The organism is Rhodococcus spelaei (assembly GCF_006704125.1).
Classification (GTDB): Bacteria; Actinomycetota; Actinomycetes; order Mycobacteriales; family Mycobacteriaceae; genus Rhodococcus_G; species Rhodococcus_G spelaei.
This window is the reverse complement of sequence record NZ_VIGH01000010.1, coordinates 12,861-37,145: the sequence shown is the minus strand read 5'-3', so window position 1 is coordinate 37,145 and position 24,285 is coordinate 12,861. Positions and strand designations below refer to the sequence as shown.

Here is a 24,285-nt window from a genome sequence, read left to right as displayed (position 1 = left end):
GGTCACGCGGCGCGTCGGACGGGAGACTGGGCGCGGCCGGCGCCCGTCCATGCCCGCAGCAGCGATTCGGTCAGTTGACGCTTGATCGTCGCGATGTGGTCGGCGGCGCCGTGTGGGTCGAGTGACTCGTGGAGCATCTGGAGGAACCGCGCGTGCGTGACGCCGAACGTCTCGAGCAGTTCCGCCGGGCTCGCGCCACCGAACGGCGCCCACGTGATGGCGAAGTTGATCACCCACCCGCCGTGGGGACTGACGGCGCCGGTGCGTTGCAGGACGTCGCAGACCCGACGCCACGCTCGAATGCGCTCGGCGTCCTTCCCGTCTGCGGCGCTCATGCGGCACCTGCCGGCACCAGGGCCGGGCGCCCGGTGGCGGCTGCCGCGCAGACGGCGAACACCGGGAACCGCTCGCCCCGCTCCGTCGGCCGGAACGTGACGCGGACCGGCCGGTCCGGACGCAGTGGGATGTCACCCTCGATCCACGTGTAGATCCGCGGTCCGTCGTCGAGTTCGACGATCGCGTTGACCGGCGGTGCCGCGGTGGTGTGCGGTTCGTCCGTCCCGGCGGGGGCGGGCTTCCACGACACGATCGACCCGGTGCCGGAGCATGGCGCGATCCCGAGGTCGGTGCCGAGGCAGGACGTGCAGGTCGCGGTCAGCGGGGCGAGCAGAGTGGCGCAGTTCGTGCAGCGCTTGAGGAGCAGCGCATCCGGCGGGAGGGTGCGCGGGCGCATGGTGTCGGACGCGGTGTGTGGGGAAACGTGCTGGTCCTGGTGCATCGGAACCTCGGTGGGTGGCGGATGGTGATACGAGTCACACTGTCCACCTGTCCGTCGTCGCCGGGGACGGCCGAAGTACGGGGGTACCTACCTGTTTCCGTGCCTGCGACGACTCCCCGGCCCGCGCGGGGGCAGCATCGCGGTTCGACCGGAGCGCGGAGCGGGGACCAGATCGCAGCAGTCCTGCTGGATCTGATCCCCGCACTCGGTGTGCCTGCGCCCCGGCGCTGAGCCGCCTCAGCCGGCGAAGCGCTCCTGGACCTCGGCCTCGGTCAGCCCGTACTCCTCGAGGGTGTACCGGTGCACCGGCTTGCGGTCGCCGGTCTGGGACTCGGCGTGCAGAGCCTCCATGTTCTGCTGAGCGCCGGAACTCAGGGGAATGCCGAAACGCGAGTAGATGCCCTCGACCGTGCCGAGCGGGTCGGCGTGGAAGTCCCCGAAGTCGACGTCGACGAACTGGGCCGGGTCGTACTTCGCGCGGGCGGCGGTGAATGTCTCCAGGCCGCGGGCCCAGAGTTCGAGCTGCCCGCGTCCGATCACCTCACCCGTGAACTTGTTGGACCAGCCCTCGGTGGCCTGCTCGGCGAGACTGCACACCGACGGGATGATGGTGCTCGGCGGGCGGTGGGTCTGGATGACGAGGGCATCCGGGTACACCGCCATCAGCTCGTCGAGCGCGAAAAGATGGCTCGGGTTCTTGAGCACCCAGCGCCGATCCTGGTCGGGCAGGCCGATCAGCTGCAGGTTCTTCTTGTGCCGCGCGTAGGCATTCGTCCAGTCCTGGCCCTCGAGCCACTTCGAGTACGTCGGCAGGTTCGCCAGGCACTCGTAGGAGACCGACTTGAAGGTCTGCCGCAGCAACTGCCAGCACTCCTCGACCTCGGCCGCCGACATGTAGTGCACGCCCATGAACTCGGGATGCTCGACGTGGTGCTGGCTGAACTTGGCCTCGATGCCCGCGAACACCGGGTTCGACTCCCAGGTCTCGCGCGGCGGACGCGGCTGTGGCATCTCCGTCAGCCACATTTCCAGACCCTGGTGCGCCGGGTCGACCGTGAGCAGTCGGTGCAGGGCGGTGGTCCCGGTGCGGGGCAGGCCGGTCACGAAGATCGGTCGCTCGATCTTCACGTCCGCGTGCTCGGGATTCGCCTTCCACGCGGCTTCGCTGAGCAGCCGGGCGACCAGCGCGCCGCGCAGGAACACGCGGGACATCTTGCTGCCCAGCGGCGTCAGGTCCTCATCGCGGGCATAGGAGTCGAGCAGGACACCGAGGGCCTCGGTGTAGTCGTCGACACCGAAGTCGGTCAGACCGGTCATCCGGGTGGCCGAGGCGTGCAGATCCTCGACGGTGCCGACGGTCGTGCGTTCTGTCATCTCGAAGTGGTCCTTCTAGTTGTGGGGTCGTTCCGCAGGCTCCACCCATTTGTGGGGTCGTTCCGCAGGCTCCACTCCCGGCCTAGTGGTGGAATTCGCCGCAGTTGACGTCGAGGCACTGCCCGGTGATGCCGCTGGCCATCGGGGAGGCCAGGAAGATCACCGCGTCGGAGACCTCCTCGGTGGTGGGCAGTCGCTTGAGGTCGGTGCCCGTGGCGGTGTGCTCGTAGATCTGCTCGACCGTCGTGCCGTACTTGCTCGCCTGGTGCGCGAAGTACTGCTTGAGGGTGTCACCCCAGATGTAGCCCGGAGCGACGGAGTTGATGCGAATTCCCTTGGGTCCCAGCTCGGTCGCGAGCGACTGGGAGGTGGCGAGCAGTGCGGACTTCGCCATCTTGTAGCTGCCGTAGCGCTCCTGCGAGTGACGCAGCACCATCGAGTTGATGTTGACGACCGAACCCGCGGACTCCTCGAGCGCGGGCGTGAACAACTGGGTCAGCCGGAGCGCGCCGAGAACGGTGAGCTCGATGCTGTCGCGGATGTGCTGGAAGTCGGTGCGGGCCAGCGGCTTCATCGACGGAACCGAGAAGGCGTTGTTGATCAGGGTGTCGACCCGGCCGTACGCCTCCAGGCTCGCCGCGACCAGGTGCTCGGCCGAGTCCTGGTCGGTGATGTCGGTGGCGACCGTCACTGCGCGGCGGCCCAGGTCGGTGACCTCCTTGGCGACCTCGTCGAGCCGGGACTGCGTGCGGGCGGCCAGCACCAGGTCGGCGCCTGCCTCGGCGCACCGCAGCGCCAGCGTCCGGCCGAGCGCGGGGCCGACCCCGGAGATCACGACGATCTTGTCCTGCAAGAGATTTGTCATGGTCGTACTACCCCAGCATCCGGTCGGCGATCGCGGCCTGCCGCGCCGCGATGCGGGCGGTCCAGTCCTCCGGCGTGATCTTGTTCTGTTCGTGGAAGGGGAGCTTCGCGGCCACCTCGTCGATCCCGACCACCTCCACCGTCGGTCCGTCGGCGGGGGCGAGCTCCCGTGAGGTGCGCTGCCACCGGAACTGCAGGATGCCGCGGGGGTGCCCGACGGTCTCGATCCAGTTCGTGACGCCGGGATTGCGCTCGCTGACCACCATCCGGACCATCCCGTCCGGGTCCACCTGCGCCTGGGTGTTGTTCAGCGACGTCTGGTGCCCGGTGTAGTCCAGCGAGATGTACCACATGCTGCCCAGCTGGAAACCCACATACGGCGCATCGGATTTCGGGACGGTGATGATCATGGCCTGGTCGTCGGCGAGTTCGTAGTGCCCGACCGAGGAGAACTGGGTGGCGAGTCCGCCCGGCGTCAGTCGCGGTTCGGTCATCGTGTTCACCGGCAGCTTGAGGTAGAACCACTCGGGGAACTGCAGCCAGGTCTTGACGCGGCCGACCAGTGCCTTGCCTGCCCGGGCGAAGCGCTTCTCGGTCTCCTCCTTGGTCAGGGCGTCGTACGGGACACCCATCCGGTCCACCCGCTCGATCCGGATCGTGCCGCGCTGCTGGGACCAGTCGCTGTAGACCTCGCGGACCACGAGCTGTGACGCGCCGGTGCCGAGGGTGAAGTGGTTGCGGCGTCCACCGCCGTAGGGGGAGCCGTCCTCGTTCGCGGGGCCGAAGCGGACCTCGAAGGTGCCGTCGGGCGCGATGTCGATGGCGCGGTCGTCGAACGCGGTCTCGCTGCCGGGGACGTTGGAGTCGGTGTAGTTGCCGCTGAGCACCTGGAAGCTGAGGTCGGTCGTGGTGCCGCGCGTTCCGCTGACGACGTACTCTGCGTCGTCGTTGACCCGGGCGCCGAAGTAGAGCGTGTCGGGGTTGTCCAGGCCCATCTTCGTGTACGGGCCCGTGCCCTGGATGAAGTTCGGGTGGGTCTTCTCGGTGGCCCAGGCCGCGTGCACGGTGGCCAGGATTCCGCCGGCGAGGTACTGGTAGCCCTCGAGCAGGTCCTGCTCGGACCGGATGTGCGGCGCTGCCTCGACAAGCTTCTCGGCCTCGGCGATCGCCTCGGCCAGTGGATCTGTCAGCACTCCCGCTCCTTGCGTTTCAGTGGTACAAATATGTACCTAAGTGGTAGATCTACGATGGTCCGACAATAGAGCGAATTCTGAGGAGTGGTCAATGGCCGCCGAGCCCGACGCAGTCGCCGGACGACGCTCGCCCCCGACCGAGCGAGTGGTGCAGGTTCTCGATCACCTCGTCGCGCGCCCCGACCAGCGCTTCGGGCTCTCCGAGCTGGCCCGGGCGCTGGGGATGAGCAAGCCGACCTGCCTCGGCATCCTGTCCGCGCTGGTCGCCGGGGGGTACCTGACCCGCGACGGCGCCGCCAAGACGTACGGCCTCGGTCCCGCCCTCATCGCGGCCGGCCGGGCCGCGCAGCGGGGCTTCGCGGTCGGGCCGATCGCGCGCGCCCAACTCGACCGCCTCGCCGCCGAGTTCGGGTCCGTCTGCACGGCGTCCGCGGTGGTGGGGGACCGGGTGATGATCCTCGAGGTGGCCGTCCCACCCGGGATGAAGGTCGGTCGCACGGCGGTCAAGGTCGGGCAGGCGTACCCCTTCGCGCCCCCGGTCGGACTCATGTACGTGCTGTGGAGTCACGACGAGGAACTCGAGGCGTGGCTGCGGCGTGAGCCCACCCTGCCGGTGGTGCTCGACCGCGACTTGCTGCACCAGGTGGTCGCGGAGTGCCGCGACACGGGCTATCTCGTCGAGCGCTTGACGCCGATGGGGCGCCGCCTCTTCTCGCTCATGCAGGGTGTCGCCGGGCACGACCTGCCGTCGGAGATCCGTCAGCTGCTCGGTGAGATGGTGTCGAGCCTGGGGGAGCGGGTGTACCTGAGTCGCGAGATGGCCTCGGACGCAGGGCATCCAGTGAGCCTGATCGCCGCGCCCACCTACGACGCCGACGGGCGTCAGGCGCTGGTGCTGACGCTGGACGTGGGTGCGTCGATCAGTGGCTCCGAGATCGCGCGCCGCGGCAAGGCGCTCGCCGCGGCCGCCGACGCCGTGACGGCCGAGGTCGGGGGGCGCTGGCCAGATCGACGCGGGGGCGTCGGCGAGATCGTTCCGGTCGAGGGGATTGACCCGACCTAGAACGCGTTCTATTCTCGGCTCGAACTGCATTTTCGAACCGGTCCGGTACAAAAACGTACCGACGTGCCGGGGATTCCGATCCAGTCGAGGAGCCGCACGTGACAACCCTCCACTCGCCGCCCGCCTACGAGCTGTCCCATCTCGGTGCGCTCGAGGCCGAGGCGGTCCACATCTTCCGTGAGGTCGCCGCCACGTTCGAGCGTCCGGTGCTGCTCTTCTCCGGCGGCAAGGACTCGGTGGTGATGCTGCACGTCGCGGCGAAGGCGTTCTGGCCTGCGCCGCTGCCGTTCGCGGTGATGCACGTCGACACCGGTCACAACTTCGACGAGGTCATCGAGTTCCGCGACCGGACGGTCGAGCGACTCGGGCTGCGACTTGTGGTTTCCAGCGTGCAGGACGACATCGACGCGGGCACGGTCACCGAGGAGGTCGGGCCGCGGGCGAGTCGCAACCGGCTCCAGACGCACGCGTTGCTGCGCGGCATCCGGGAGAACGCTTTCGACGCGGTGTTCGGCGGTGCCCGCCGGGACGAGGAGAAGGCCCGGGCCAAGGAGCGGGTGTTCAGCTTCCGTGACGAGTACGGCCAGTGGAACCCGCGTGCGCAGCGACCCGAACTCTGGAACCTCTACAACGGCAGGCATCGCAAGGGCGAACACATCCGGGTGTTCCCGCTGTCGAACTGGACCGAACTCGACATCTGGCAGTACATCCTCGAGGAGGGAATCGAGCTGCCCTCCATCTACTACGCGCATCGCAGGCCGGTCGTCCCGAGGGACGGAATGCTGTTGGCTCACACCAGATTCCTGACGCTGCTGCCCGGTGAAGAGTCGTACGAGGAGCTGGTCCGCTTCCGGACTGTCGGCGACGCGACGTGCACCGGTTGCGTCGAGTCGTCCGCCCAGACCGCCGACGCCGTGGTCGCCGAGGTCGCCGCGAGCCGCATCACCGAACGCGGCGCCACCCGCGCCGACGACCGGATCTCCGAGGCCGGGATGGAAGACCGAAAGAAGGAGGGGTACTTCTGATGCCTGCGCACACGGAGGCTCATCACGCCCAGCAGCTGCTGCGGGTCGCGACCGCTGGCAGCGTCGACGACGGTAAGTCGACGCTCATCGGACGGCTGCTCTACGACTCGAAGTCGATCTTCGAGGATCAGCTCGAGGCGGTCGAGCGCAGCAGCCGCGAGCGCGGCGACGAGCGCACGGACCTGGCGCTGCTGACCGACGGGCTGCGCGCCGAACGCGAGCAGGGCATCACGATCGACGTCGCGCACCGCTACTTCGCCACGCCGCGAAGGAAGTTCATCATCGCGGACACTCCCGGTCACGAGCAGTACACCCGCAACATGGTCACCGGCGCCTCGACCGCCGACCTCGCGCTCATCCTGGTGGACGCGCGCAAGGGCGTACTGGAACAGACCCGCCGGCATGCGTTCCTGTCCACCCTGCTCGGGATCCCGCACCTGGTGCTCTGTGTGAACAAGATGGACCTGGTCGACTGGTCGCAGGAGCGCTTCGAGGAGATCAAGGAGGAGTTCCGGCAATTCGCCACCAAGCTCGACGTGCACGACCTGACCTTCGTCCCGGTCTCCGCGCTCAAGGGCGACAACATCGTCACGCGCACGGAGAACATGCCCTGGTACGAGGGGTCGTCGCTGCTGCACCAGCTCGAGGAGGTGCACATCGCGTCGGACCGCAATCTCATCGACGCGCGTTTCCCGGTGCAGTACGTCATTCGTCCGCAACGTCAGACCGACGCGGACCTGCACGACTTCCGCGGCTACGCGGGAACGGTCGCCAGCGGCGTGTTCAAGCCGGGTGACGAGGTGGTCGCGCTGCCCTCGGGCTTCACCTCGACCGTGGAAGCGATCTACGGTCCCGGCGGCAGTGTCGTCGACGAGGCCTTCGCGTCGTCCGCGGTGTGTATCCAGTTGGCGGACAACCTCGACATCGCTCGCGGCGACATCCTGTGCCGACCGAACAACCGCCCGCTGGTCGGCCAGGAGGTCGACGCGATGATCTGCTGGCTCACCGAGCAGTCCACGCTGTCGGAGAACGCGCGGTACTCGCTGCTGCACACCACCCGATCCACCCGGGCGCAGGTGGCCCGGCTGGACTACCGCCTCGACGTCAACACCCTGCACCGCGACGAGTCGGCGCAGTCGTTGTCGCTCAACGAGATCGGCCGAGTCCAGCTCAGGACGCAGCAGCCGCTGCTCTTCGATCCCTACCGCCGGAACCGTGTCACCGGCAGCTTCATCCTGGTCGACGAGTCCACCGGCAACACCGTTGCCGCCGGCATGATCACCGGACCGACGCTCAAGGAGTCGAAGGTCGTCTGGCATGCCGCCGCGGTTGCCCGTGAGGAGCGTGCCACGCAGGGGGCCACCGTCTGGCTGACCGGACTGTCGGCGTCCGGAAAGTCCACAGTGGCAGTCGAACTCGAGCGACGACTGGTCGCCGCGGGAGTGCCTGCCTACCGGCTCGACGGCGACAACCTGCGGCACGGCCTCAACGCCGACCTCGGATTCTCGGCAGCGGACCGGGCCGAGAACGTGCGCCGCGTCGGGGCGGTCGCGCAGTTGCTCGCCGACGCCGGAACGGTCGCCGTGGCGTCGCTGATCAGTCCGTACCGCGACGACCGGGACCGGGTCCGCGCCGCGCACGAGGCGGCCGGCCTGCGGTTCGTCGAGGTGTTCGTCGACACCCCGATCGAGCAGTGCGAGACCCGCGATCCGAAGGGCATGTACGCCAAGGCGCGGGCGGGGGAGATCACCGGATTCACCGGCGTGGACGACCCGTACGAACGACCCGAGCGGGCCGAACTGGTGTTGACGCCCGAGGACGGCGATCCGGGTGCACAAGCCGCCCGGATCGTGGAATATCTGACTTCATGAACGCCGACACCGAATTCGCCGCCGACCTGGCCGCCCGTGCGGGTGAACTGCTGACCGAGATCCGGGCCGGGGAGCTCGGGTCCACACCGATCGACCCGACCCGGGCGCGGGAACTGGGGCGGCGCGGCGACCGCGAGGCCAATGCCCTGCTGCTCGACCTGCTCGCCGCGGGCCGGCCTGCCGACGCCGTGCTCTCCGAGGAGTCGGCCGACGACCTCGTGCGTCTCGACCGGGACCGGGTGTGGATCATCGACCCGCTCGACGGCTCCAAGGAGTACGGGCTGGCGGGACACACGGACTGGGCCGTGCACGTGGCGCTGTGGGAGCGCGGCCGCGGAATCACGGATGCCGCCGTCGCGCAGCCCGCGATCGGTGCCGTGTACGCATCCGGTGCGGTCGGCCTGGCCGCGCGCACGCCCGGACCGCTGCGCATCCTGGTCAGCGGCAGTCGTCCGCCGGCGTTCGTCAGCGAGCTGGCGCAGCGGGTCGGTGCGGAGGTGCTGCAGATGGGCTCGGCCGGAGCGAAGGCGATGGCGGTCCTGCGCGGGGAGGCCGACGCGTACGTGCACGCCGGCGGGCAGTGGGAGTGGGACTCCGCGGCTCCCGTCGGGGTGGCGCAGGCGGCGGGGCTGCATTGCTCGCGGGTCGACGGTAGCGCGTTGCGCTACAACGAGACCCGTCCCTATCTGCCGGACCTGCTCATCTGCCGGCCGGAGGTGGCGGACACGCTGCTCGGCGAGATCGCGACGCTGACGTCCGAGCAGGGCAGTCAGGCCATCGCGCTGGCCCGCGAGTACCTCGGTTCGCTGGTGACCCATGACGCCACGAAGGTGCGGTTGGCCGAGAACTGCTTCCGGGTGGAGAACGGTCAGCGCACCGGCAGCACTGGTGAGGAGATCCGACACGAGCTCGAGCACGGTCACCAGTACGAGCCGATCACCGGGATCCGCGACCTACGGATGAGCGAGTGGGGACCGAACGTGGTGGGCCGCTACCTGCTCGACATGCGCTCGGGCGAAGGCACACTCACGGTCGCGATCACCGAGCACTTCGCGATCTCGGGGGCGGAGATAGCGGCGATCACGGCGATCATCGAACCGCACGGCAACTGAGCGGAGCGAGTGAATGTACCGTTCGGTCGATCTGATCGAGCGAACGTCTCCGTTCACTCGACGCGCGAGAGGGAAGTTGGGCGGAGCGGGTGAAGGTGTACGCGGGAACCGATCCGCGGCTCGGACTGACCGAGATCGGTGACTACGCGCGACGGGTCGAGGCCGCCGGATACGACGGCATGCACGTCTCCGAGACGGTGCACGACCCGTTCCTGCTCGCCCTCCAGGCGCTGCAGGCGACCTCTCGAATAGTCGTGCGCACCTCCGTTGCGCTCGCATTCGTACGAAGCCCGGTGTTGACCGCCTACACCGCCTGGGACCTCTCGGCGATCTCCGGTGGGCGGTTCCACCTGGGACTCGGCAGTCAGGTCCGGCAGAACATCGAACAGCGGTACGCGATGCCGTGGTCGGAACCCGCCCCGCGGATGCGCCAGTACGTGCAGGTGGTGCGGGCGGCCTTCGAGACGTTCCGGACGGGCGAGTTGACCCCTTTCGACGGCAAGCACTACCGCTTCCTGCGGATGCAGCCGTACTTCAATCCCCACCGCGGCGCCACCGATCGAACCGCCCCGGACATCGCGGCCCCGCCGATCTATCTCGGTGGGGTGGGGCGCGGTATGTGCCTGGCGGCAGGGGAGTTGGCGGACGGCTTCGTCACCCACCCGACCAACTCGAGCCCCCAGTACCTCGAGCAGGACTGCCTGCCCGCGCTCGCCGAGGGCGCCGCGGTGGCCGGGCGCACGCGGGCCGATCTCGACCTGGTCGCGGGCGTCCAGGTGATCACCGGCGCCACCGACGCCGACGTGTCCCGTGAGCGCGAGCGTCAGCGACGCCTGTTCGCCTTCCTGTACTCGACCCCCGCCTACCATCGCGAACTCGAACGAAGTGGTCTCGGGGGCCTGCGGGAGCCGCTCGCGCGGATGGTCCGCCGCGACAGCTGGTCCGAGCTGCGGGAGGTCGTCACCGACGACGTGCTCGACGCGATGCTGCCGACTGCGCCGTACTCGCGGCTCGCGGAGGTGATCCGGGACCGGGTCGGTGGGCGGGCCGACGCCGTCACGCTGGCTCTGCCGAGCGATCCCGAGCACGACGCCCTGATGGCCGAGGTCGTCGGGCAGTTGCACGAATGACAACTGTGCGCGGCGTTCACCCCAGTTGGGGTGAACGCCGCGCACGGGCGCCGAAGGCGCACCCAACAATGGAGGAGCCCTATGAATCCCGAGGCCATCGTCACCGAGTTCTGCGCAGGCTGGGCGCAGCCGGATCCGGACAAGATCGCCGAGTACTTCACCGAAGACGCTGTCTACCACAATATTCCGATGGAGCCGGTCACGGGCAAGACGGCCATCCGGGACTTCATCGCGGGATTCGTGGGGAGTTTCGGCGGCATCGACTTCCGGATCCAGCGGCAGGTCTCGGGCGGCTCGATCGTCATGAACGAGCGCGTCGACGTGTTCGCGATCAACGGCAAGACGGTCGAACTGCCGGTGACGGGTGTCTTCGAGCTCACGGAGGACGGCAAGATCGCCGCTTGGCGTGACTACTTCGACATGGCACCACTGGCTGCACTCGGGAGCTGACCCGACCGCCCGGCCCCGAACAAGCGAAAACCCCCGCCGACATCGTCGACGGGGGTTTTCTCAGCTGTGGCGCACTCGAAATGCGAGTGCCCCCGGCAGGATTCGAACCTGCGGCCTTTCGCTCCGGAGGCGAACGCTCTATCCCCTGAGCTACGGGGGCGCACCGGAAAACCGGTGTGCCGTTTGGGCGGGGTTAGCGTAACCCATCACCACCCGAGATCCACAACCGGTGCCCCGGGGCCCGTGTCAGTTCATCGGCAGCGGGGCCGCGCCCTTCTCGGTGAGCAGCTGCGTCATTCGCGTCGACTCGCTCTGCTGGGTATCCACCATGGTCTGTGCGAGCGCCCGGACCGTCGGTACCTCGGCGTGCTGGGCGCCGTACTCCATCATCGGCTTTCCGCCCTCGTGGTGACGGAGCATCAACTGCAGGAACAACACGTCCGCGGCGGGACCGCGGGCCTGACGCAGGGCCGCCATGTCCTCGGAGCTGGCCATACCGGGCATCGTCGCCGCACCGGACTGCTGCTGCCCGCTGCTCGGCGTCGCAGAGGCGGTGCCGTGGCTCATGCCGGTGTGACCGGACATGCCGGTTCCGTCCGCGGTCATCCAGGCCATGTAGTCCCCGGTCGGCAGGAGCGGCTGGTTCCACAGTGACAGCCAGCCGGTCATCTGGCCGATCTGGTTCTGCTGCGTGGTCAGGATGTCGTACGCCAGGTCCCGGACCATCGGGTCGGCGGCGTTGGCGATGGCGATCGCCGCCATTTCCACCGCCTGGTTGTGGTGCACGGTCATGTCCTGCGCGAACCCGACGTCGACCGAGCCCGCGACCGGGGTCGCGGGCTGGTCGTCGTGCAGGAACTGGTTTGCGAGGAACCCGAGCCCGAAACCGATCGCGATCGCCGCGATCAGCCCGAGCACGGCGAGGGCGGTGCGCTGACTGCGCAGGCTGCCGGTTCCAGTGCCGTCAGCGACCGTCATGTCAGCTGCCAGGGGTCGGCTGCGGGGCGATCGGCAGTCCCGCGCCCGAGCCGGCCTCGGAGGTGTCGGGGGTCAGACCCTTGCCGTCCATCGACACCGCGTCGGGTCCGGGCGGCGTGGCGTCGAAGGCCGGCGGGTTGTCCGGGTCGAAAGCGCCGGGGATGGTCGAGCAGCTAGCACCCTTCTCCGGGTAGGCCCCGAAGTTGTTCAGGCGCAGCGCGGCGACGAACTCGTTGATCCGCTTGTCGTCGGCGCTGTCCAGCTTGAGCTGGTGCCCCCAGCTCTGCAGCGAGATCGGCGAGTCGAGGCCCGGGTACGGCGACATCAGCATGTAGGACTTGCCGTCGACCTTGGACTTGAGCGTGTCCAGGTCGCTACCCGAGACCTTGTCCGGGTTGTAGGTGATCCACACCGCGCCGTGCTCGAGCGAATGCACCGCGTTCTCGGTGCGGATCGCGTTCGGGTACACGATGCCCGTGCAGGTGGCCCACGTCGCGTCGTGCGGACCGCCGAACGGCGGGCTCTGGTCGTACGCGACACGCTGGGTCGCCGAGATGTGCAGGGCGGCCGGATAGTCCTTCTTCACGACGCCGTCGATGGACGTCGACGGGTCCGGATTGTCGGCGGTGGGCGCGTACTTGTCGGCGGCGGTCTTGTCCTGGTACTTAGGGACCAGGTTCACCGCGAGGATGGCGAGCAGGGCGATCACGGCGACCACCGCTCCGACAGTCAACCAGGGAATTTCCCGCTTCTTGGGCATTCCCGACCTCGGCTTGGCGCCGCCGGAACTCTTCTTGGCGGCTTTGATCGCCTTGGCTGACTTGGCGCCGCTGTTGCGGGCGCCGCGATTATCCGAACCGCTGGGCATCGGTGAGCGCTCTTTCGGTCGAGTGACACAGTCTCGGTGTGCGGGGGTGGCCCCCGCGGGCGAACCCACTCTACGTTCCGTGCCTGAGCGCAGGCTTTGAACGGCCAGACCATAGGATAGATACCTGTGACTCCCGCCGACCTTGCCGAACTCCTTCGTGTCACTGCCGCGAAGGTCCTCACCGACCGCGACCTCGACGCGAGCGTGCTGCCCGCGACCCTGACTGTCGAGCGCCCGCGTAACCCCGAACACGGGGACTACGCCAGCAACGTCGCCATGCAGGTCGGCAAGAAGGCAGGCGTCAACCCGCGTGAGTTCGCGACCTGGCTGGCCGATGCGCTGACCGCGACGGACGGCATCGAGACCGCGGAGGTCGCCGGACCGGGATTCCTCAACATCCGGCTCGCCGCGGCGGCACAGGGCGCCATCGTCGCGAAGGCGATCGCCGCAGGTCAGGGCTACGGAAGCTCGGCGACGAAGGCCGGTACCCGGATCAACCTCGAGTTCGTCTCCGCGAACCCGACGGGCCCGATCCACCTCGGCGGCACCCGCTGGGCCGCGGTCGGCGACGCCCTCGGCCGGATCCTGGCCGCCCAGGGTGCCGAGGTGACGCGCGAGTACTACTTCAACGACCACGGCGCTCAGATCGACCGGTTCGCCCGCTCGTTGATCGCCGCGGCCAAGGGCGAGCCGGCCCCCGAGGACGGGTATGCGGGCGCGTACATCGCCGACATCGCCGCGGAGGTCCTGAGGCAGCGTCCCGACGCGCTCGACCTGACGGAGACGGACCAGCAGGAGGCCTTCCGTGCGGTCGGCGTCGCGCTGATGTTCGACCACATCAAGCGGACTCTGCACGAGTTCGGCACCGACTTCGACGTCTACTTCCACGAGAACTCGCTGTTCGAGTCCGGGGCGGTGGAGAACGCGGTTGCCACGCTCAAGGCCAGCGGGAACCTCTACGAGGAGGACGGCGCCTGGTGGCTCAAGAGCACCGACTTCGGTGACGACAAGGACCGCGTCGTCATCAAGTCCGACGGCAACGCCGCCTACATCGCCGGCGACATCGCCTACTTCCAGGACAAGCGCTCGCGCGGCTTCGACCTGTGCATCTACATGCTCGGCGCCGACCACCACGGCTACATCGGGAGGCTCAAGGCCGCTGCCGCCGCGTTCGGCGACGACCCGGCCACCGTCGAGGTCCTGATCGGTCAGATGGTCAACCTGGTGCGCGACGGTGTCGCGGTGAAGATGAGCAAGCGCGCCGGCACCGTGATCACCCTCGACGATCTCGTCGAGGCGATCGGCGTCGACGCGGCCCGGTACGCGATGATCCGGTCGTCGGTGGACTCGAGCCTCGACATCGATCTCGAACTGTGGGCGAGCACCACCAGTGAGAATCCCGTCTACTACGTGCAGTACGCCCACGCCCGGTTGGCCTCGTTGGGCCGGAACGCCGCGGAACTCGGCCTCGTCACCGACAATCCGAAGCTGGAATTGTTGACCCACGAGCGGGAGGGCGAGCTCATCCGCACGATCGGCGACTTCCCGAAGGTGGTGACCGCGGCCGCCGACCTGCGTGAGCCGCACCGCATCGCGCGCTACCTCGAGGAGCTCGCAGGCGCCTACCACCGCTTCTACTCCGAGTGCCGGGTTCTGCCGCAGGGCGACGAGCAGGCAGGCGACCTGCACACCGCGCGGCTCGCGTTGTGCGGGGCGGCCCGTCAGACGCTCGCCAACGGGCTCGGCCTGCTCGGCGTCAGCGCACCGGAGCGGATGTGAGCGCGCACCCGGCCGGACCGCGGCACGCGGACATCCAGCACGCCCCCGGACTGCCGTCGCGACCCGCGACGCCCGCCGAACTGACGGCACTGCCGGCGGCCGTGTGGCCGCGCGGGGCCACCCGTGGCGACGACGGTGTGGTGCGCCTGGCGGGCGTGCCGGTCACGGCGCTGGCCGAGCAGTACGGCACCCCGCTGTTCGTGATCGACGAGGACGACTTCCGGTCCCGTTGCCGGGACATGGCGCGTGCCTTCGGGTCCGCCGAGCGGGTGCACTACGCGTCCAAGGCATTCCTGTCCGTCGAGATCGCCCGCTGGGTGGCGGACGAGGGACTGTCGATGGACGTGGCGTCCGGCGGCGAGCTGGCGGTGGCGCTGCACGCGGGGTTCCCGGCCGAGCGAATCACCATGCACGGCAACAACAAGTCCCTCGCCGAACTGCGCTCTGCAGTCACTGCGGGAGTCGGGCACGTGGTGCTCGACTCGATGCAGGAGATCGACCGGCTCGACGCGACCGCCCGCGAAGCCGGTGTGGTGCAGGACGTCCTGATCCGGGTCACGGTCGGCGTGGAGGCGCACACCCACGAGTTCATCGCGACCGCCCACGAGGACCAGAAGTTCGGCTTCTCCCTCTCCGGCGGCGCCGCGATGGACGCCGTGCGGAAGGTCTTCGCCGCCGAGCACCTGCGTCTCGTCGGACTGCACAGTCACATCGGATCGCAGATCTTCGAGGTCGACGGCTTCGAACTGGCCGCGCACCGGGTCATCGGTCTGCTCCGCGAGATCGTCGACGAGTTCGGCCCGGACCGGACCGAGCAGGTCTCGATCGTCGACCTCGGTGGCGGACTGGGCATCTCCTACCTGGAGAGCGACGACCCGCCGCTGGTCGACGACCTCGCCGCCAAGCTCGCCCACATCGTCGCGACCGAGTCCGCGGCCGCCGGACTGCCCGCGCCGACCCTCATGGTCGAGCCCGGCCGGGCGATCGCCGGCCCGGGCACGGTGACGCTGTACGAGGTCGGCACCGTCAAGGATGTCGGCTTGGACGGCAACGCAACTCGGCGCTACGTGAGCGTCGACGGCGGAATGAGCGACAACATCCGGACGTCGCTCTATCAGGCCGAGTACGATTGCCGGCTGGTCTCCCGGACCAGCGAGGCAGAAGCCGTCGTTGCGCGCGTGGTGGGAAAGCACTGCGAGAGCGGTGACATCGTCATCCGGGACGCCTGGATGCCCGAAGACGTCGGGGCCGGAGACCTGCTCGCGGTCGCGGCCACTGGCGCATACTGCTACTCGATGTCCAGCCGCTACAACCTGCTGACCCGCCCCGCCGTCGTTGCGGTCAGGGGCGGCGAGTCCCGACTCGTCCTGCGCAGGGAAACAGTGGAAGATCTGCTCAGCTTGGAGGTACAGCAAGATGACTGAACCGAACGGTGCCGCCCCCATTGGTGTGGCGGTCCTCGGCCTCGGCAACGTGGGCAGTGAGGTCGTCCGGATCGTGCGCGAGCACGCCCGCGACCTCGAGTCCCGGATCGGTGCGCCGCTGGTGCTCCGCGGTATCGCGGTGCGCCGGATCGAGGGCGACCGGGGGGTTCCCGCGGACTTGCTGACCACCGACGCCGACTCGCTGGTCGCGCGCGACGACGTGGACGTCGTCGTCGAGGTGATCGGCGGCATCGAGGTGCCCCGCAAGCTCATTCTGGCCGCGCTCAATTCGGGTAAGTCGGTGGTGACGGCGAACAAGGCGCTGCTGGCCGACTACACCGGCGAGCTCGCCGAGGCCGCCGAGAAGGAGGGGGCCGACCTGTACTTCGAGGCGGCCGTCGCCGGCGCGATCCCCGTGATCCGGCCGCTGACCCAGTCGCTCGCCGGTGACCGCGTCAACAAGGTCGCGGGAATCGTCAACGGCACCACCAACTTCATCCTGTCGGCGATGGACGAGACCGGCGCCGACTACGCCGACACCCTCGCCGAGGCCGGCCGACTCGGCTACGCCGAGGCCGATCCGACCGCTGACGTCGAGGGCTTCGACGCCGCCGCGAAGGCCGCGATCCTGGCGTCCATCGCGTTCCACACCCGGGTCACCGCAGCCGACGTGTACCGCGAGGGGATCTCGAAGATCACCTCCGCGGACCTCGAGGCCGCGAAGTCGCTCGACTGCACGGTCAAGCTGCTCTCGATCTGCGAACGCCTCACCGACGAGGCCGGCGAGGAGCGGATCTCGGCCCGCGTCTACCCGGCGCTGGTGCCGCTCGAGCACCCGCTGGCCTCCGTCAACGGCGCGTTCAACGCGGTCGTCGTCGAGGCCGAGGCCGCGGGCCGGCTGATGTTCTACGGCCAGGGCGCGGGCGGCGCGCCCACCGCGTCCGCGGTGATGGGCGATCTCGTGATGGCCGCCCGCAACAAGGTGCACGGCGGACGTGGACCGCGCGAGTCGAAGTACGCGGACCTCGCGATCGCGCCCATCGGCGACATCCCCACGCGCTACTACGTCAACATGGAGGTCGCAGATCGTGCCGGGGTGCTCTCGGCGGTCGCCGCGGAGTTCGCCAAGCATGACGTCAGCATCTCCACGGTGCGGCAGGAGGGGGCCGGCGACGGCGCCCGGCTGATCGTCGTCACCCACTGGGCGCGCGACGAGGACCTCTCGGAAACCGTTGCCGCCCTAGCCAAACTCGACTTCGTCACCGCAGTCACCAGCGTTCTCCGATTGGAAGGTTCCAGTGAATAGCCCTCGCCAGCACACGCCCGTCCACAAGCCCTGGCCAGGGTTGATCGAGGCGTACCGGGACCGGCTCGCCATCGGTGCCGACTGGAAGACGATCACCCTCCGCGAGGGTGGTACCCCGCTGCTGCCCGCCGCCCACCTGTCGGAGCTGACCGGCTGTGAGGTCCACCTCAAGGTCGAGGGCCTCAACCCGACCGGGTCGTTCAAGGACCGCGGGATGACGATGGCCGTCACCGACGCGCTCGCGCGTGGACAGAAGGCCGTGCTGTGCGCGTCGACCGGCAACACGTCCGCGTCCGCGGCCGCCTACGCAGCCGTCGCGGGCATGTCCTGCGCGGTGCTGGTGCCGCAGGGCAAGATCGCGATGGGCAAGCTCGCCCAGGCGGTCATGCACGGCGCGAAGATCATTCAGGTCGAGGGCAACTTCGACGACTGCCTCGAACTGGCCCGCAAGACCACCGCGGAGTTCCCGACCATCGGCCTGGTCAACTCCGTGAACCCGGTCCGTATCGAGGGTCAGAAGACCGCGGCCTTCGAGATCTGTGACGCCCTCGGCAAGGCCCCCGACATCCACGCCCTCCCGGTCGGCAACGCCGGCAACATCACCGCGTACTGGCGGGGCTACTCGGAGTACTACGCCGACGGCATCACGTCGGTCCGTCCGCGGATGCTCGGCGTGCAGGCCGCGGGCGCCGCACCGCTGGTGCACGGCGCGCCGGTCAAGGATCCCGAGACCATCGCGACCGCCATCCGGATCGGTTCGCCCGCGTCGTGGGACGGCGCCGTCGCGGCCAAGGAGGAGTCGAACGGCGTCTTCCGTGCCGCCACCGACGAGGAGATCCTCGCGGCGTACCGGCTGATCGCCCGCACCGAGGGCGTGTTCGTCGAGCCCGCATCGGCGGCCTCGGTGGCCGGCCTGCTCGCCGCCCACAAGGAGGGCTGGCTGGACGCCGGTCAGACCGTGGTGTGCACGGTGACCGGCAACGGCCTCAAGGACCCCGACACGGCGCTGGCGGGAATGCCTGCGGTGCAGCCCATTCCGGTTGACCCGGTTGCGGTCGCCGCTGCGCTCGAGCTGGTCTGAGTTGGTCAGTTCGAGGATCGCGGAGAGCGCCATGACCCAGACCTTGCCGACCGGGCTCACGGTGACGGCACGGGTGCCCGCGTCGACCGCGAACCTCGGTCCCGGGTTCGACACGCTGGGTATGGCGCTGGGTCTCTACGACGAGATCACGGTCACCACCACCGCGGCCGGGCTGACCGTTCGGGTCGAGGGTGAGGGCGCCGACGACGTGCCGTGGGGACCCGCCCATCTCGTGGTGCGGGCGATCGAGCGTGGACTCGAGGCCGCCGGGGTCTGGGCGGGCGGCCTGGACGTGGTGTGCCGCAACGTGATTCCACATTCGCGTGGCCTGGGCTCGTCCGCATCTGCGGCGGTCGGGGGACTGGCTGCAGCGAACGGTCTGGTGGCCCTTCTCGATCCGGCTCTGACGTTGACCGCGGCGCAGCTGGTGCAGCTGTCGTCCGAGTTCGAGGGGCACCCGGACAATGCCTCCGCGAGCGTGCTCGGGGGAGCGGTGGTGTCCTGGAGTGAGGACCCCGAGACGGCTGACGGCCCGCGCGCGTTCTCGGCGGTGCGCCTGGCCGTGCACCCCGACATCCGGGTCGTCGTGCTGGTTCCCTCCGAGCGGTCGTCGACGGCCCACACCCGGGGGCTGCTGCCCGCGGTGGTCCCGCACGCCGACGCGGCCTTCAACGTCAGCAGGGGTGCACTCGCGGTGGTCGCGTTGACCGCTCGGCCGGACCTGTTGATGGCGGCGACCGAGGACCGTTTGCACCAGAGTCAACGCGCCCCGGCACTTCCGGTCACCAGCCGGTGGATCGCCACGCTGCGTGAGCACGGCATCGCGGCGGTCGTGTCCGGTGCGGGCCCGACCGTGCTGGCTCTGACCACCGAGCCGTTCCCGGAGTCGCTGCGCCGAGCTGCGGAGTCAGAGGGTCTGACGGTGCTCGATCTCGCGGTGGCGGACGGCGTGCAGGTCAGCTGACGTCGGTCGCGGGTGGTGCGCGGCACACCGGGGGGTCGGTTCTTGCCGCGAACCGGGTTCACGGCTATCCTGAGGGCGTCCGCCCATCGTGCGTGTCAGTCGCCGGTGCTCTACCAGGGCAATCACTCCAGAATTCCGGAGCTTCCGTATCGCGGAAGCGTCGATCCTCGGAGTATCAGTTCCTGGCCCGAACCTCTCGCGAAACTTCTGCGGTGTCGGTTTCGGAACGTTCCTGCTTGTCAGGCCACGTGGGGTGGACGGCCCGACATTCTCGAAACATGTCCGGCACATCCGAGTTCATCCATTGAGCTGCGGGACGAACCCTCGACTTTGCGCCGCGCGAGCGAGGGAAGGAAAGGATCTCCGTGACCGATACGGACCTGATCGCCACTCCTGTACTCGATACTGCGGTTTCCACCGCGACGAGCCAGGTCAGCGGTTCACAATCTTCAGACTCGGCTCCGGCCGTTGCTGCCGCGACCAAGCGTGCCGATGCGCGCCGCGGCTCCGGACTGTCCGGCATGGTCCTCGCCGAGCTGCGCGGACTCGCCGGCGAGCTGGGTATCAAGGGCACTTCCGGTATGCGCAAGGGCGACCTGATCGCCGCCATCAAGGAGCGTCAGGGCGGCGGTGCCGCGGCGCCGAGCAAGGCGCCGAAGGCCCAGGCGCCCGCTACCGTCGCGCCGGCAGCGACCACGCCCGTCGCCGAGACCCGCACTGCGCAACCGGCATCCGCGCCGGCCGAAGCCGAGGCGAGCCGTCCCGCGGCCGACCAGACCCGTACCGATTCGGAGCAGTCCGGTGACGGTGAGCAGTCCGGTCGTCGCGGCAGGCAGCGTCGCGGCGCAACCCGGGCCGCGGGCTCCGTCGAGCAGGCGGAGACCGCCGCGCCGGCCGGCGAGCAGACCACCGAGCGTCAGGGCGGTCGCCAGGAACAGGGTCGCCAGGAACAGGGCGGTGACCGCAATCGCCGGGACCGCAACCAGGGTGACCGCAACCAGGGTGACCGTAACCAGGGCGACCGCAACCAGGGGAACAACGGTCCGCGCGGCGAGGGTCGCGACAACCGCAGCGAGGACGAGGGCGACGGCCGCGGCCGTCGCGGCCGTCGGTTCCGCGAGCGTCGTCGTGGACGTGACCGCGGCGAGGGCGGCGGCAACGAGCGCGAGCCGGAGATCCGCGAGGACGACGTCCTGCAGCCGGTCGCCGGCATCCTCGACGTCCTCGACAACTACGCCTTCGTGCGGACCTCCGGCTACCTGGCCGGCCCGAACGACGTCTACGTGTCGATGAACCTGATCCGCAAGAACGGCCTTCGTCGCGGCGACGCCATCACCGGCGCGGTCCGGGTGCCCCGCGAGGGCGAGTCGGCCGGCGCAGGCAACCAGCGTCAGAAGTTCAACCCGCTGGTGCGCATCGACACCGTCAACGGCGGCGACATCGAGGCGGCCAAGCGTCGCCCCGAGTTCGGCAAGCTCACTCCGCTGTACCCCAACCAGCGGCTGCGGCTCGAGACGACGCCGAACATCATCTCCACCCGCGTCATCGATCTGGTCATGCCGATCGGTAAGGGTCAGCGCGCGTTGATCGTCTCGCCCCCGAAGGCGGGTAAGACGACGGTGATTCAGGACATCGCGAACGCGATCGCCACCAACAATCCCGAGTGCTACCTGATGGTGGTTCTGGTCGACGAGCGACCGGAAGAGGTCACCGACATGCAGCGCTCGGTGAAGGGTGAGGTCATCGCCTCGACCTTCGACCGCCCGCCGTCAGACCACACCTCGGTTGCCGAGCTCGCGATCGAGCGGGCCAAGCGGTTGGTCGAGAACGGTCGGGACGTGGTGGTCCTGCTGGACTCGATCACTCGACTGGGACGCGCGTACAACAACTCGTCGCCCGCGTCGGGACGCATCCTCTCCGGCGGCGTCGACTCGACCGCTCTGTACCCGCCGAAGCGCTTCCTCGGTGCTGCGCGCAACATCGAGAACGGTGGCTCGCTCACGATCATCGCCTCCGCGCTGGTCGAGACCGGCTCCACCGGCGACACCGTGATCTTCGAGGAGTTCAAGGGCACCGGCAATGCGGAGCTCAAGCTCGACCGCAAGATCGCCGAGCGTCGGGTGTTCCCCGCGGTCGACGTCAACATGTCCAGCACCCGCAAGGACGAACTGTTGATGAGTCCGGACGAGTTCGCGGTCGTGCACAAGCTGCGCCGCGTGCTCTCGGCACTCGATACCCACCAGGCCATCGACCTCCTCGTCAATCGACTCAAGAAGTCGAAGAGCAATGTCGAGTTCCTGATGGAGGTCTCCAAGACCGCACCGGGTGCGATGGGCGACAACGACTAGTCGGCATCCTCACGATCTCGGGCCGGGCCTGTTCCTTCGCGGGAACAGAACCCGGCCCGGGGTCGTTTAGGAGAACGTGCGAGGCCTCTGGCAGAATGAAACATCGCGCATCAGGCATTCGCCGCGTGCAAGTACAACCATGTCCGGTTCCGGTTCACGGCTTCGACAGTCGAAGGCGACCCGGCGACCACTGAAAGGGACACCATGAAGGCAGGAATTCACCCCACGTACGTGGCGACCACCGTCGTCTGCGGTTGCGGGAACACGTTCGAGACCCACAGCACCAAGGAGTCCGGACGGATCAACGTCGAGGTCTGCTCGCAGTGCCACCCGTTCTACACCGGCAAGCAGAAGATCCTCGACACCGGCGGACGCGTTGCCCGCTTCGAGGCTCGTTACGGCAAGCGCGCCGGCAAGAAGGCCGACGCCGACAGCTAGCTGTACCGCCGACGCCCGTCCTGTGTTCCTTGCAGGCCGGGCGTCGGCTTTTTTGTACCTTTCCCAGCGGGCTGAATCCCGTTACTACAGATCAGGACGGGCCTCGCCCCGGCCACCGCACCGCGTAGGGAGCACACCATGGCGGGCACCACCCAGCCGTCGGCGATCGACGACATCCTGGCCGAGCACGCCGGCCTCGAACTCCAGCTGTCCGACCCGGCGCTGCACAACGACCCCGCCGCCGCGCGCAGGGTCGGCAAGCGGTTCGCCGAGCTCGCGCCGATCATGGCGACCTACACCAAGCTGCAGTCCGCGCAGGAGGACCTCGAGGCCGCGCGTGAACTGGCTGCCGACGACGCGAGCTTCGCCGCCGAACTGCCCGACCTCGAGGCCGTGGTGGCCGAACTGGACGTCGCACTGACCGATCTGCTCGCACCGCGCGACCCGCACGACGGCGACGACGTGGTGCTCGAGGTGAAGTCGGGGGAGGGCGGCGAGGAGTCGGCCCTGTTCGCGTCCGATCTGGCCCGGATGTACGTGCGCTACGCGGAGCGGCACGGTTGGCGGGTCGAGGTTCTCGACGCCACCATCTCGGACCTCGGTGGATACAAGGACGCGACCATCTCGATCAAGTCGAAGGGCGACGTCCGCGACGGCGTGTGGGCGCGGCTGAAGTTCGAGGGCGGCGTGCATCGCGTGCAGCGCGTGCCGGTGACCGAGTCGCAGGGCCGCGTGCACACCTCCGCGGCCGGGGTGCTGATCTACCCCGAGCCCGAGGAGGTCGAGGAGGTGCAGATCGACGAGACCGATCTGCGCATCGACGTGTACCGCTCGTCCGGCAAGGGCGGTCAGGGAGTCAACACCACCGACTCCGCCGTGCGGATCACGCACCTGCCCACCGGCATCGTCGTCACCTGTCAGAACGAGCGGTCGCAGCTGCAGAACAAGGCCCGTGCGATGCAGGTGCTCGCGGCGCGGCTGCAGGCGGCGGCGGAGGAGGCTGCGGACGCCGAGGCCTCGGCCGGACGGCAGAGTCAGGTGCGCACCGTGGACCGCTCGGAGCGCATCCGCACCTACAACTTCCCCGAGAACCGGATCACCGATCACCGGATCGGGTTCAAGGCGCACAACCTCGACGCGGTGTTGGACGGGGACATGGACGCCCTGCTCGACGCGCTCGGCAAGTCCGACCGCGAGGCGCGCCTCGCAGCCGAGTGAGCCTCTGCGAGCTCGCGCCGGGTCCGAGTAGCCGACGGCACACCGGCGTTGCCGCCGCGTCGCGGCAACTGTGTCGGCGGCGCGTGGCAGGCTGAACGGCGTGAGCCGACAACCGCTGCGCCTAGCGATCCTCGAAGCTACCCGTCTTCTCGAGGAGGCCGGTGTGAACAGCCCGCGTACGGACGCCGAACTGCTCGCCGCCCACGTGGTCGGCGTGGAGCGCACCCGGCTCGGCCTCGTGCCGCTCGTGGATCCCGAGGTCATCGAGACCTACCGCGGGTTGGTCGCGCGGCGGGCCCAGCGAATCCCGCTGCAGCACATCACCGGCGTCTCCTCGATGGGTGAGATCGACGTCGAGGTGGGACCCGGGGTGTTCGTGCCGCGCCCCGAGACCGAACTGCTGCTCGCCTGGGCGATCGCGGTGCTCGAAGACTGCCCCGCCCGACCGCCGGTCGTACTGGACCTGTGCACCGGGTCCGGAGCCCTCGCCCTCGCCGTCGCGCACGCTCGCCCCGACGCCGACGTCCACGCGGTCGAACTCGACCCGAAGGCGTTGTCGTGGGCCCGTCGCAATGCCGACACGCGTGCCCTCGACGGCGACACCGCGATAACCCTGTACCAGGGCGACGTCACCGACCGGGCTCTGCTCACGGACCTCGAGGGCCGGGTCGACCTGGTGGTGTCGAACCCGCCCTACATCCCGGAGGGAGCCGAACTCGACCGCGAGGTCGCCGAACACGATCCGGCGGTCGCACTGTTCGGCGGACCGGACGGCCTGTCCGTCATCACCCCGATGGTGTCGAACATCGCCCGCTGGCTGAAGATCGGCGGCGCGCTGGCGATCGAACACGACGACACGAACGGTGGCCAGGTCGCCGCGTTGCTCCGCGAACGTCGGGTGTTCGGCGAGGTTGCCGAACACCCCGACCTCGCGGGCAAGCCGCGCTTCGTGGTGGCTCGACGGGTCGCCACCGAGGCCGAGGCGGCGCGTCGCGCTTGAGGTGCCTGCGCAGCGATCGGA

The 24,285-nt window shown here is 69.0% G+C and carries 22 protein-coding genes and 1 tRNA gene; 15 read left to right on the top strand and 8 right to left on the bottom strand.

From position 1 onward, the window contains the following. Positions 1–2: 2 nt before the first annotated feature. From FK531_RS19975 to FK531_RS19955, 5 genes are all read right to left on the bottom strand, one after another. Complete coding sequence (locus tag FK531_RS19975; protein ID WP_142102596.1) at positions 3–335, bottom strand: hypothetical protein; 333 nt, start codon at positions 333–335, stop codon at positions 3–5. Continuing rightward, the gene (locus FK531_RS19970; protein WP_246098284.1) at positions 332–778 is read right to left on the bottom strand and encodes a Zn-ribbon domain-containing OB-fold protein; all 447 of its coding nucleotides are present in this window, start codon (positions 776–778) and stop codon (positions 332–334) included. The genes FK531_RS19975 and FK531_RS19970 overlap by 4 nt, the downstream gene beginning before the upstream one ends. A gap of 237 nt (positions 779–1,015) precedes the next feature. Continuing rightward, complete coding sequence (locus tag FK531_RS19965; protein WP_142102594.1) at positions 1,016–2,152, bottom strand: sulfotransferase family protein; 1,137 nt, start codon at positions 2,150–2,152, stop codon at positions 1,016–1,018. Positions 2,153–2,234: 82 nt separating this feature from the next. Next, positions 2,235–3,017 carry an SDR family oxidoreductase gene (locus FK531_RS19960; RefSeq protein WP_142102592.1) on the bottom strand — a complete coding sequence of 261 codons (783 nt, stop codon included), beginning with the start codon at positions 3,015–3,017 and terminating at the stop codon, positions 2,235–2,237. A 7-nt stretch (positions 3,018–3,024) separates the two neighbouring features. After that, the gene (locus tag FK531_RS19955; RefSeq protein ID WP_142102579.1) at positions 3,025–4,209 is read right to left on the bottom strand and encodes a hypothetical protein; all 1,185 of its coding nucleotides are present in this window, start codon (positions 4,207–4,209) and stop codon (positions 3,025–3,027) included. A gap of 91 nt (positions 4,210–4,300) precedes the next feature. Between FK531_RS19955 and FK531_RS19950 the strand changes: the two genes are divergently transcribed. From FK531_RS19950 to FK531_RS19925, 6 genes are all read left to right on the top strand, one after another. Beyond that, the gene (locus tag FK531_RS19950) at positions 4,301–5,272 is read left to right on the top strand and encodes an IclR family transcriptional regulator (RefSeq protein WP_142102578.1); all 972 of its coding nucleotides are present in this window, start codon (positions 4,301–4,303) and stop codon (positions 5,270–5,272) included. 98 nt (positions 5,273–5,370) lie between these two features. Further along, entirely contained in the window at positions 5,371–6,297 is a 927-nt protein-coding gene (cysD, locus tag FK531_RS19945) for a sulfate adenylyltransferase subunit CysD (RefSeq protein WP_142102576.1), read from the top strand. Then, the gene (gene cysN, locus FK531_RS19940; RefSeq protein WP_142102574.1) at positions 6,297–8,168 is read left to right on the top strand and encodes a sulfate adenylyltransferase subunit CysN; all 1,872 of its coding nucleotides are present in this window, start codon (positions 6,297–6,299) and stop codon (positions 8,166–8,168) included. The genes cysD and cysN overlap by 1 nt, the downstream gene beginning before the upstream one ends. Then, positions 8,165–9,280, top strand: coding sequence for a 3'(2'),5'-bisphosphate nucleotidase CysQ (locus tag FK531_RS19935; RefSeq protein WP_142102572.1), 1,116 nt, complete (start codon positions 8,165–8,167; stop codon positions 9,278–9,280). Before cysN ends, FK531_RS19935 begins: the two co-directional genes overlap by 4 nt. A gap of 95 nt (positions 9,281–9,375) precedes the next feature. After that, the gene (locus tag FK531_RS19930; protein WP_246098283.1) at positions 9,376–10,410 is read left to right on the top strand and encodes a TIGR03617 family F420-dependent LLM class oxidoreductase; all 1,035 of its coding nucleotides are present in this window, start codon (positions 9,376–9,378) and stop codon (positions 10,408–10,410) included. Between the two features lie 81 nt (positions 10,411–10,491). Then, positions 10,492–10,860 (top strand): nuclear transport factor 2 family protein, encoded by a 369-nt coding sequence (locus tag FK531_RS19925; protein WP_142102568.1) that lies wholly within the window; start codon positions 10,492–10,494, stop codon positions 10,858–10,860. Between the two features lie 87 nt (positions 10,861–10,947). Here the strand turns inward: FK531_RS19925 and FK531_RS19920 are convergent. From FK531_RS19920 to FK531_RS19910, 3 genes are all read right to left on the bottom strand, one after another. Beyond that, positions 10,948–11,020, bottom strand: a tRNA-Arg gene (locus tag FK531_RS19920). Positions 11,021–11,106: 86 nt separating this feature from the next. Next, complete coding sequence (locus tag FK531_RS19915; RefSeq protein ID WP_142102566.1) at positions 11,107–11,838, bottom strand: DUF305 domain-containing protein; 732 nt, start codon at positions 11,836–11,838, stop codon at positions 11,107–11,109. A gap of 1 nt (position 11,839) precedes the next feature. Beyond that, on the bottom strand, positions 11,840–12,706 hold the full coding sequence (locus FK531_RS19910; protein WP_142102564.1) for a thioredoxin-like domain-containing protein: 867 nt from the start codon (positions 12,704–12,706) through the stop codon (positions 11,840–11,842). Positions 12,707–12,832: 126 nt separating this feature from the next. Between FK531_RS19910 and argS the strand changes: the two genes are divergently transcribed. The 9 genes from argS to prmC all read left to right on the top strand — a co-directional run bounded on the left by argS (position 12,833) and on the right by prmC (position 24,264). After that, positions 12,833–14,485, top strand: coding sequence for an arginine--tRNA ligase (gene argS, locus FK531_RS19905; protein WP_142102562.1), 1,653 nt, complete (start codon positions 12,833–12,835; stop codon positions 14,483–14,485). Continuing rightward, complete coding sequence (gene lysA, locus FK531_RS19900; RefSeq protein WP_142102561.1) at positions 14,482–15,909, top strand: diaminopimelate decarboxylase; 1,428 nt, start codon at positions 14,482–14,484, stop codon at positions 15,907–15,909. The genes argS and lysA overlap by 4 nt, the downstream gene beginning before the upstream one ends. Then, positions 15,902–17,215: a homoserine dehydrogenase gene (locus tag FK531_RS19895; protein WP_142102559.1), complete on the top strand. Its 1,314-nt coding sequence runs from the start codon at positions 15,902–15,904 to the stop codon at positions 17,213–17,215. Before lysA ends, FK531_RS19895 begins: the two co-directional genes overlap by 8 nt. Continuing rightward, positions 17,208–18,296 carry a threonine synthase gene (gene thrC / locus FK531_RS19890; protein ID WP_142102558.1) on the top strand — a complete coding sequence of 363 codons (1,089 nt, stop codon included), beginning with the start codon at positions 17,208–17,210 and terminating at the stop codon, positions 18,294–18,296. The genes FK531_RS19895 and thrC overlap by 8 nt, the downstream gene beginning before the upstream one ends. A 31-nt stretch (positions 18,297–18,327) precedes the next feature. After that, positions 18,328–19,260: a homoserine kinase gene (gene thrB / locus FK531_RS19885; protein ID WP_142102556.1), complete on the top strand. Its 933-nt coding sequence runs from the start codon at positions 18,328–18,330 to the stop codon at positions 19,258–19,260. A 365-nt stretch (positions 19,261–19,625) separates the two neighbouring features. Then, entirely contained in the window at positions 19,626–21,608 is a 1,983-nt protein-coding gene (gene rho, locus FK531_RS19880) for a transcription termination factor Rho (protein ID WP_142102553.1), read from the top strand. Between the two features lie 204 nt (positions 21,609–21,812). Beyond that, entirely contained in the window at positions 21,813–22,046 is a 234-nt protein-coding gene (gene rpmE, locus FK531_RS19875; protein WP_142102551.1) for a 50S ribosomal protein L31, read from the top strand. Between the two features lie 138 nt (positions 22,047–22,184). Beyond that, positions 22,185–23,264 carry a peptide chain release factor 1 gene (prfA, locus tag FK531_RS19870; protein WP_142102549.1) on the top strand — a complete coding sequence of 360 codons (1,080 nt, stop codon included), beginning with the start codon at positions 22,185–22,187 and terminating at the stop codon, positions 23,262–23,264. A gap of 100 nt (positions 23,265–23,364) precedes the next feature. After that, positions 23,365–24,264 carry a peptide chain release factor N(5)-glutamine methyltransferase gene (gene prmC / locus FK531_RS19865; RefSeq protein WP_142102547.1) on the top strand — a complete coding sequence of 300 codons (900 nt, stop codon included), beginning with the start codon at positions 23,365–23,367 and terminating at the stop codon, positions 24,262–24,264. The last annotated feature ends 21 nt before the right edge of the window (positions 24,265–24,285 follow it).

What these genes read in the sequence shown, in the direction of transcription:
- FK531_RS19975 (WP_142102596.1), bottom strand. Translation starts at nt 335, where the DNA reads ATGAGCGCCGCAGACGGGAAGGACGCCGAGCGCATTCGAGCGTGGCGT.
- FK531_RS19970 (WP_246098284.1), bottom strand. Translation starts at nt 778, where the DNA reads ATGCACCAGGACCAGCACGTTTCCCCACACACCGCGTCCGACACCATG.
- FK531_RS19965 (WP_142102594.1), bottom strand. Translation starts at nt 2,152, where the DNA reads ATGACAGAACGCACGACCGTCGGCACCGTCGAGGATCTGCACGCCTCG.
- FK531_RS19960 (WP_142102592.1), bottom strand. Translation starts at nt 3,017, where the DNA reads ATGACAAATCTCTTGCAGGACAAGATCGTCGTGATCTCCGGGGTCGGC.
- FK531_RS19950 (WP_142102578.1), top strand. Translation starts at nt 4,301, where the DNA reads ATGGCCGCCGAGCCCGACGCAGTCGCCGGACGACGCTCGCCCCCGACC.
- cysN (WP_142102574.1), top strand. Translation starts at nt 6,297, where the DNA reads ATGCCTGCGCACACGGAGGCTCATCACGCCCAGCAGCTGCTGCGGGTC.
- FK531_RS19935 (WP_142102572.1), top strand. Translation starts at nt 8,165, where the DNA reads ATGAACGCCGACACCGAATTCGCCGCCGACCTGGCCGCCCGTGCGGGT.
- FK531_RS19925 (WP_142102568.1), top strand. Translation starts at nt 10,492, where the DNA reads ATGAATCCCGAGGCCATCGTCACCGAGTTCTGCGCAGGCTGGGCGCAG.
- FK531_RS19915 (WP_142102566.1), bottom strand. Translation starts at nt 11,838, where the DNA reads ATGACGGTCGCTGACGGCACTGGAACCGGCAGCCTGCGCAGTCAGCGC.
- FK531_RS19910 (WP_142102564.1), bottom strand. Translation starts at nt 12,706, where the DNA reads ATGCCCAGCGGTTCGGATAATCGCGGCGCCCGCAACAGCGGCGCCAAG.
- FK531_RS19895 (WP_142102559.1), top strand. Translation starts at nt 15,902, where the DNA reads ATGACTGAACCGAACGGTGCCGCCCCCATTGGTGTGGCGGTCCTCGGC.
- thrB (WP_142102556.1), top strand. Translation starts at nt 18,328, where the DNA reads ATGACCCAGACCTTGCCGACCGGGCTCACGGTGACGGCACGGGTGCCC.
- rpmE (WP_142102551.1), top strand. Translation starts at nt 21,813, where the DNA reads ATGAAGGCAGGAATTCACCCCACGTACGTGGCGACCACCGTCGTCTGC.
- prfA (WP_142102549.1), top strand. Translation starts at nt 22,185, where the DNA reads ATGGCGGGCACCACCCAGCCGTCGGCGATCGACGACATCCTGGCCGAG.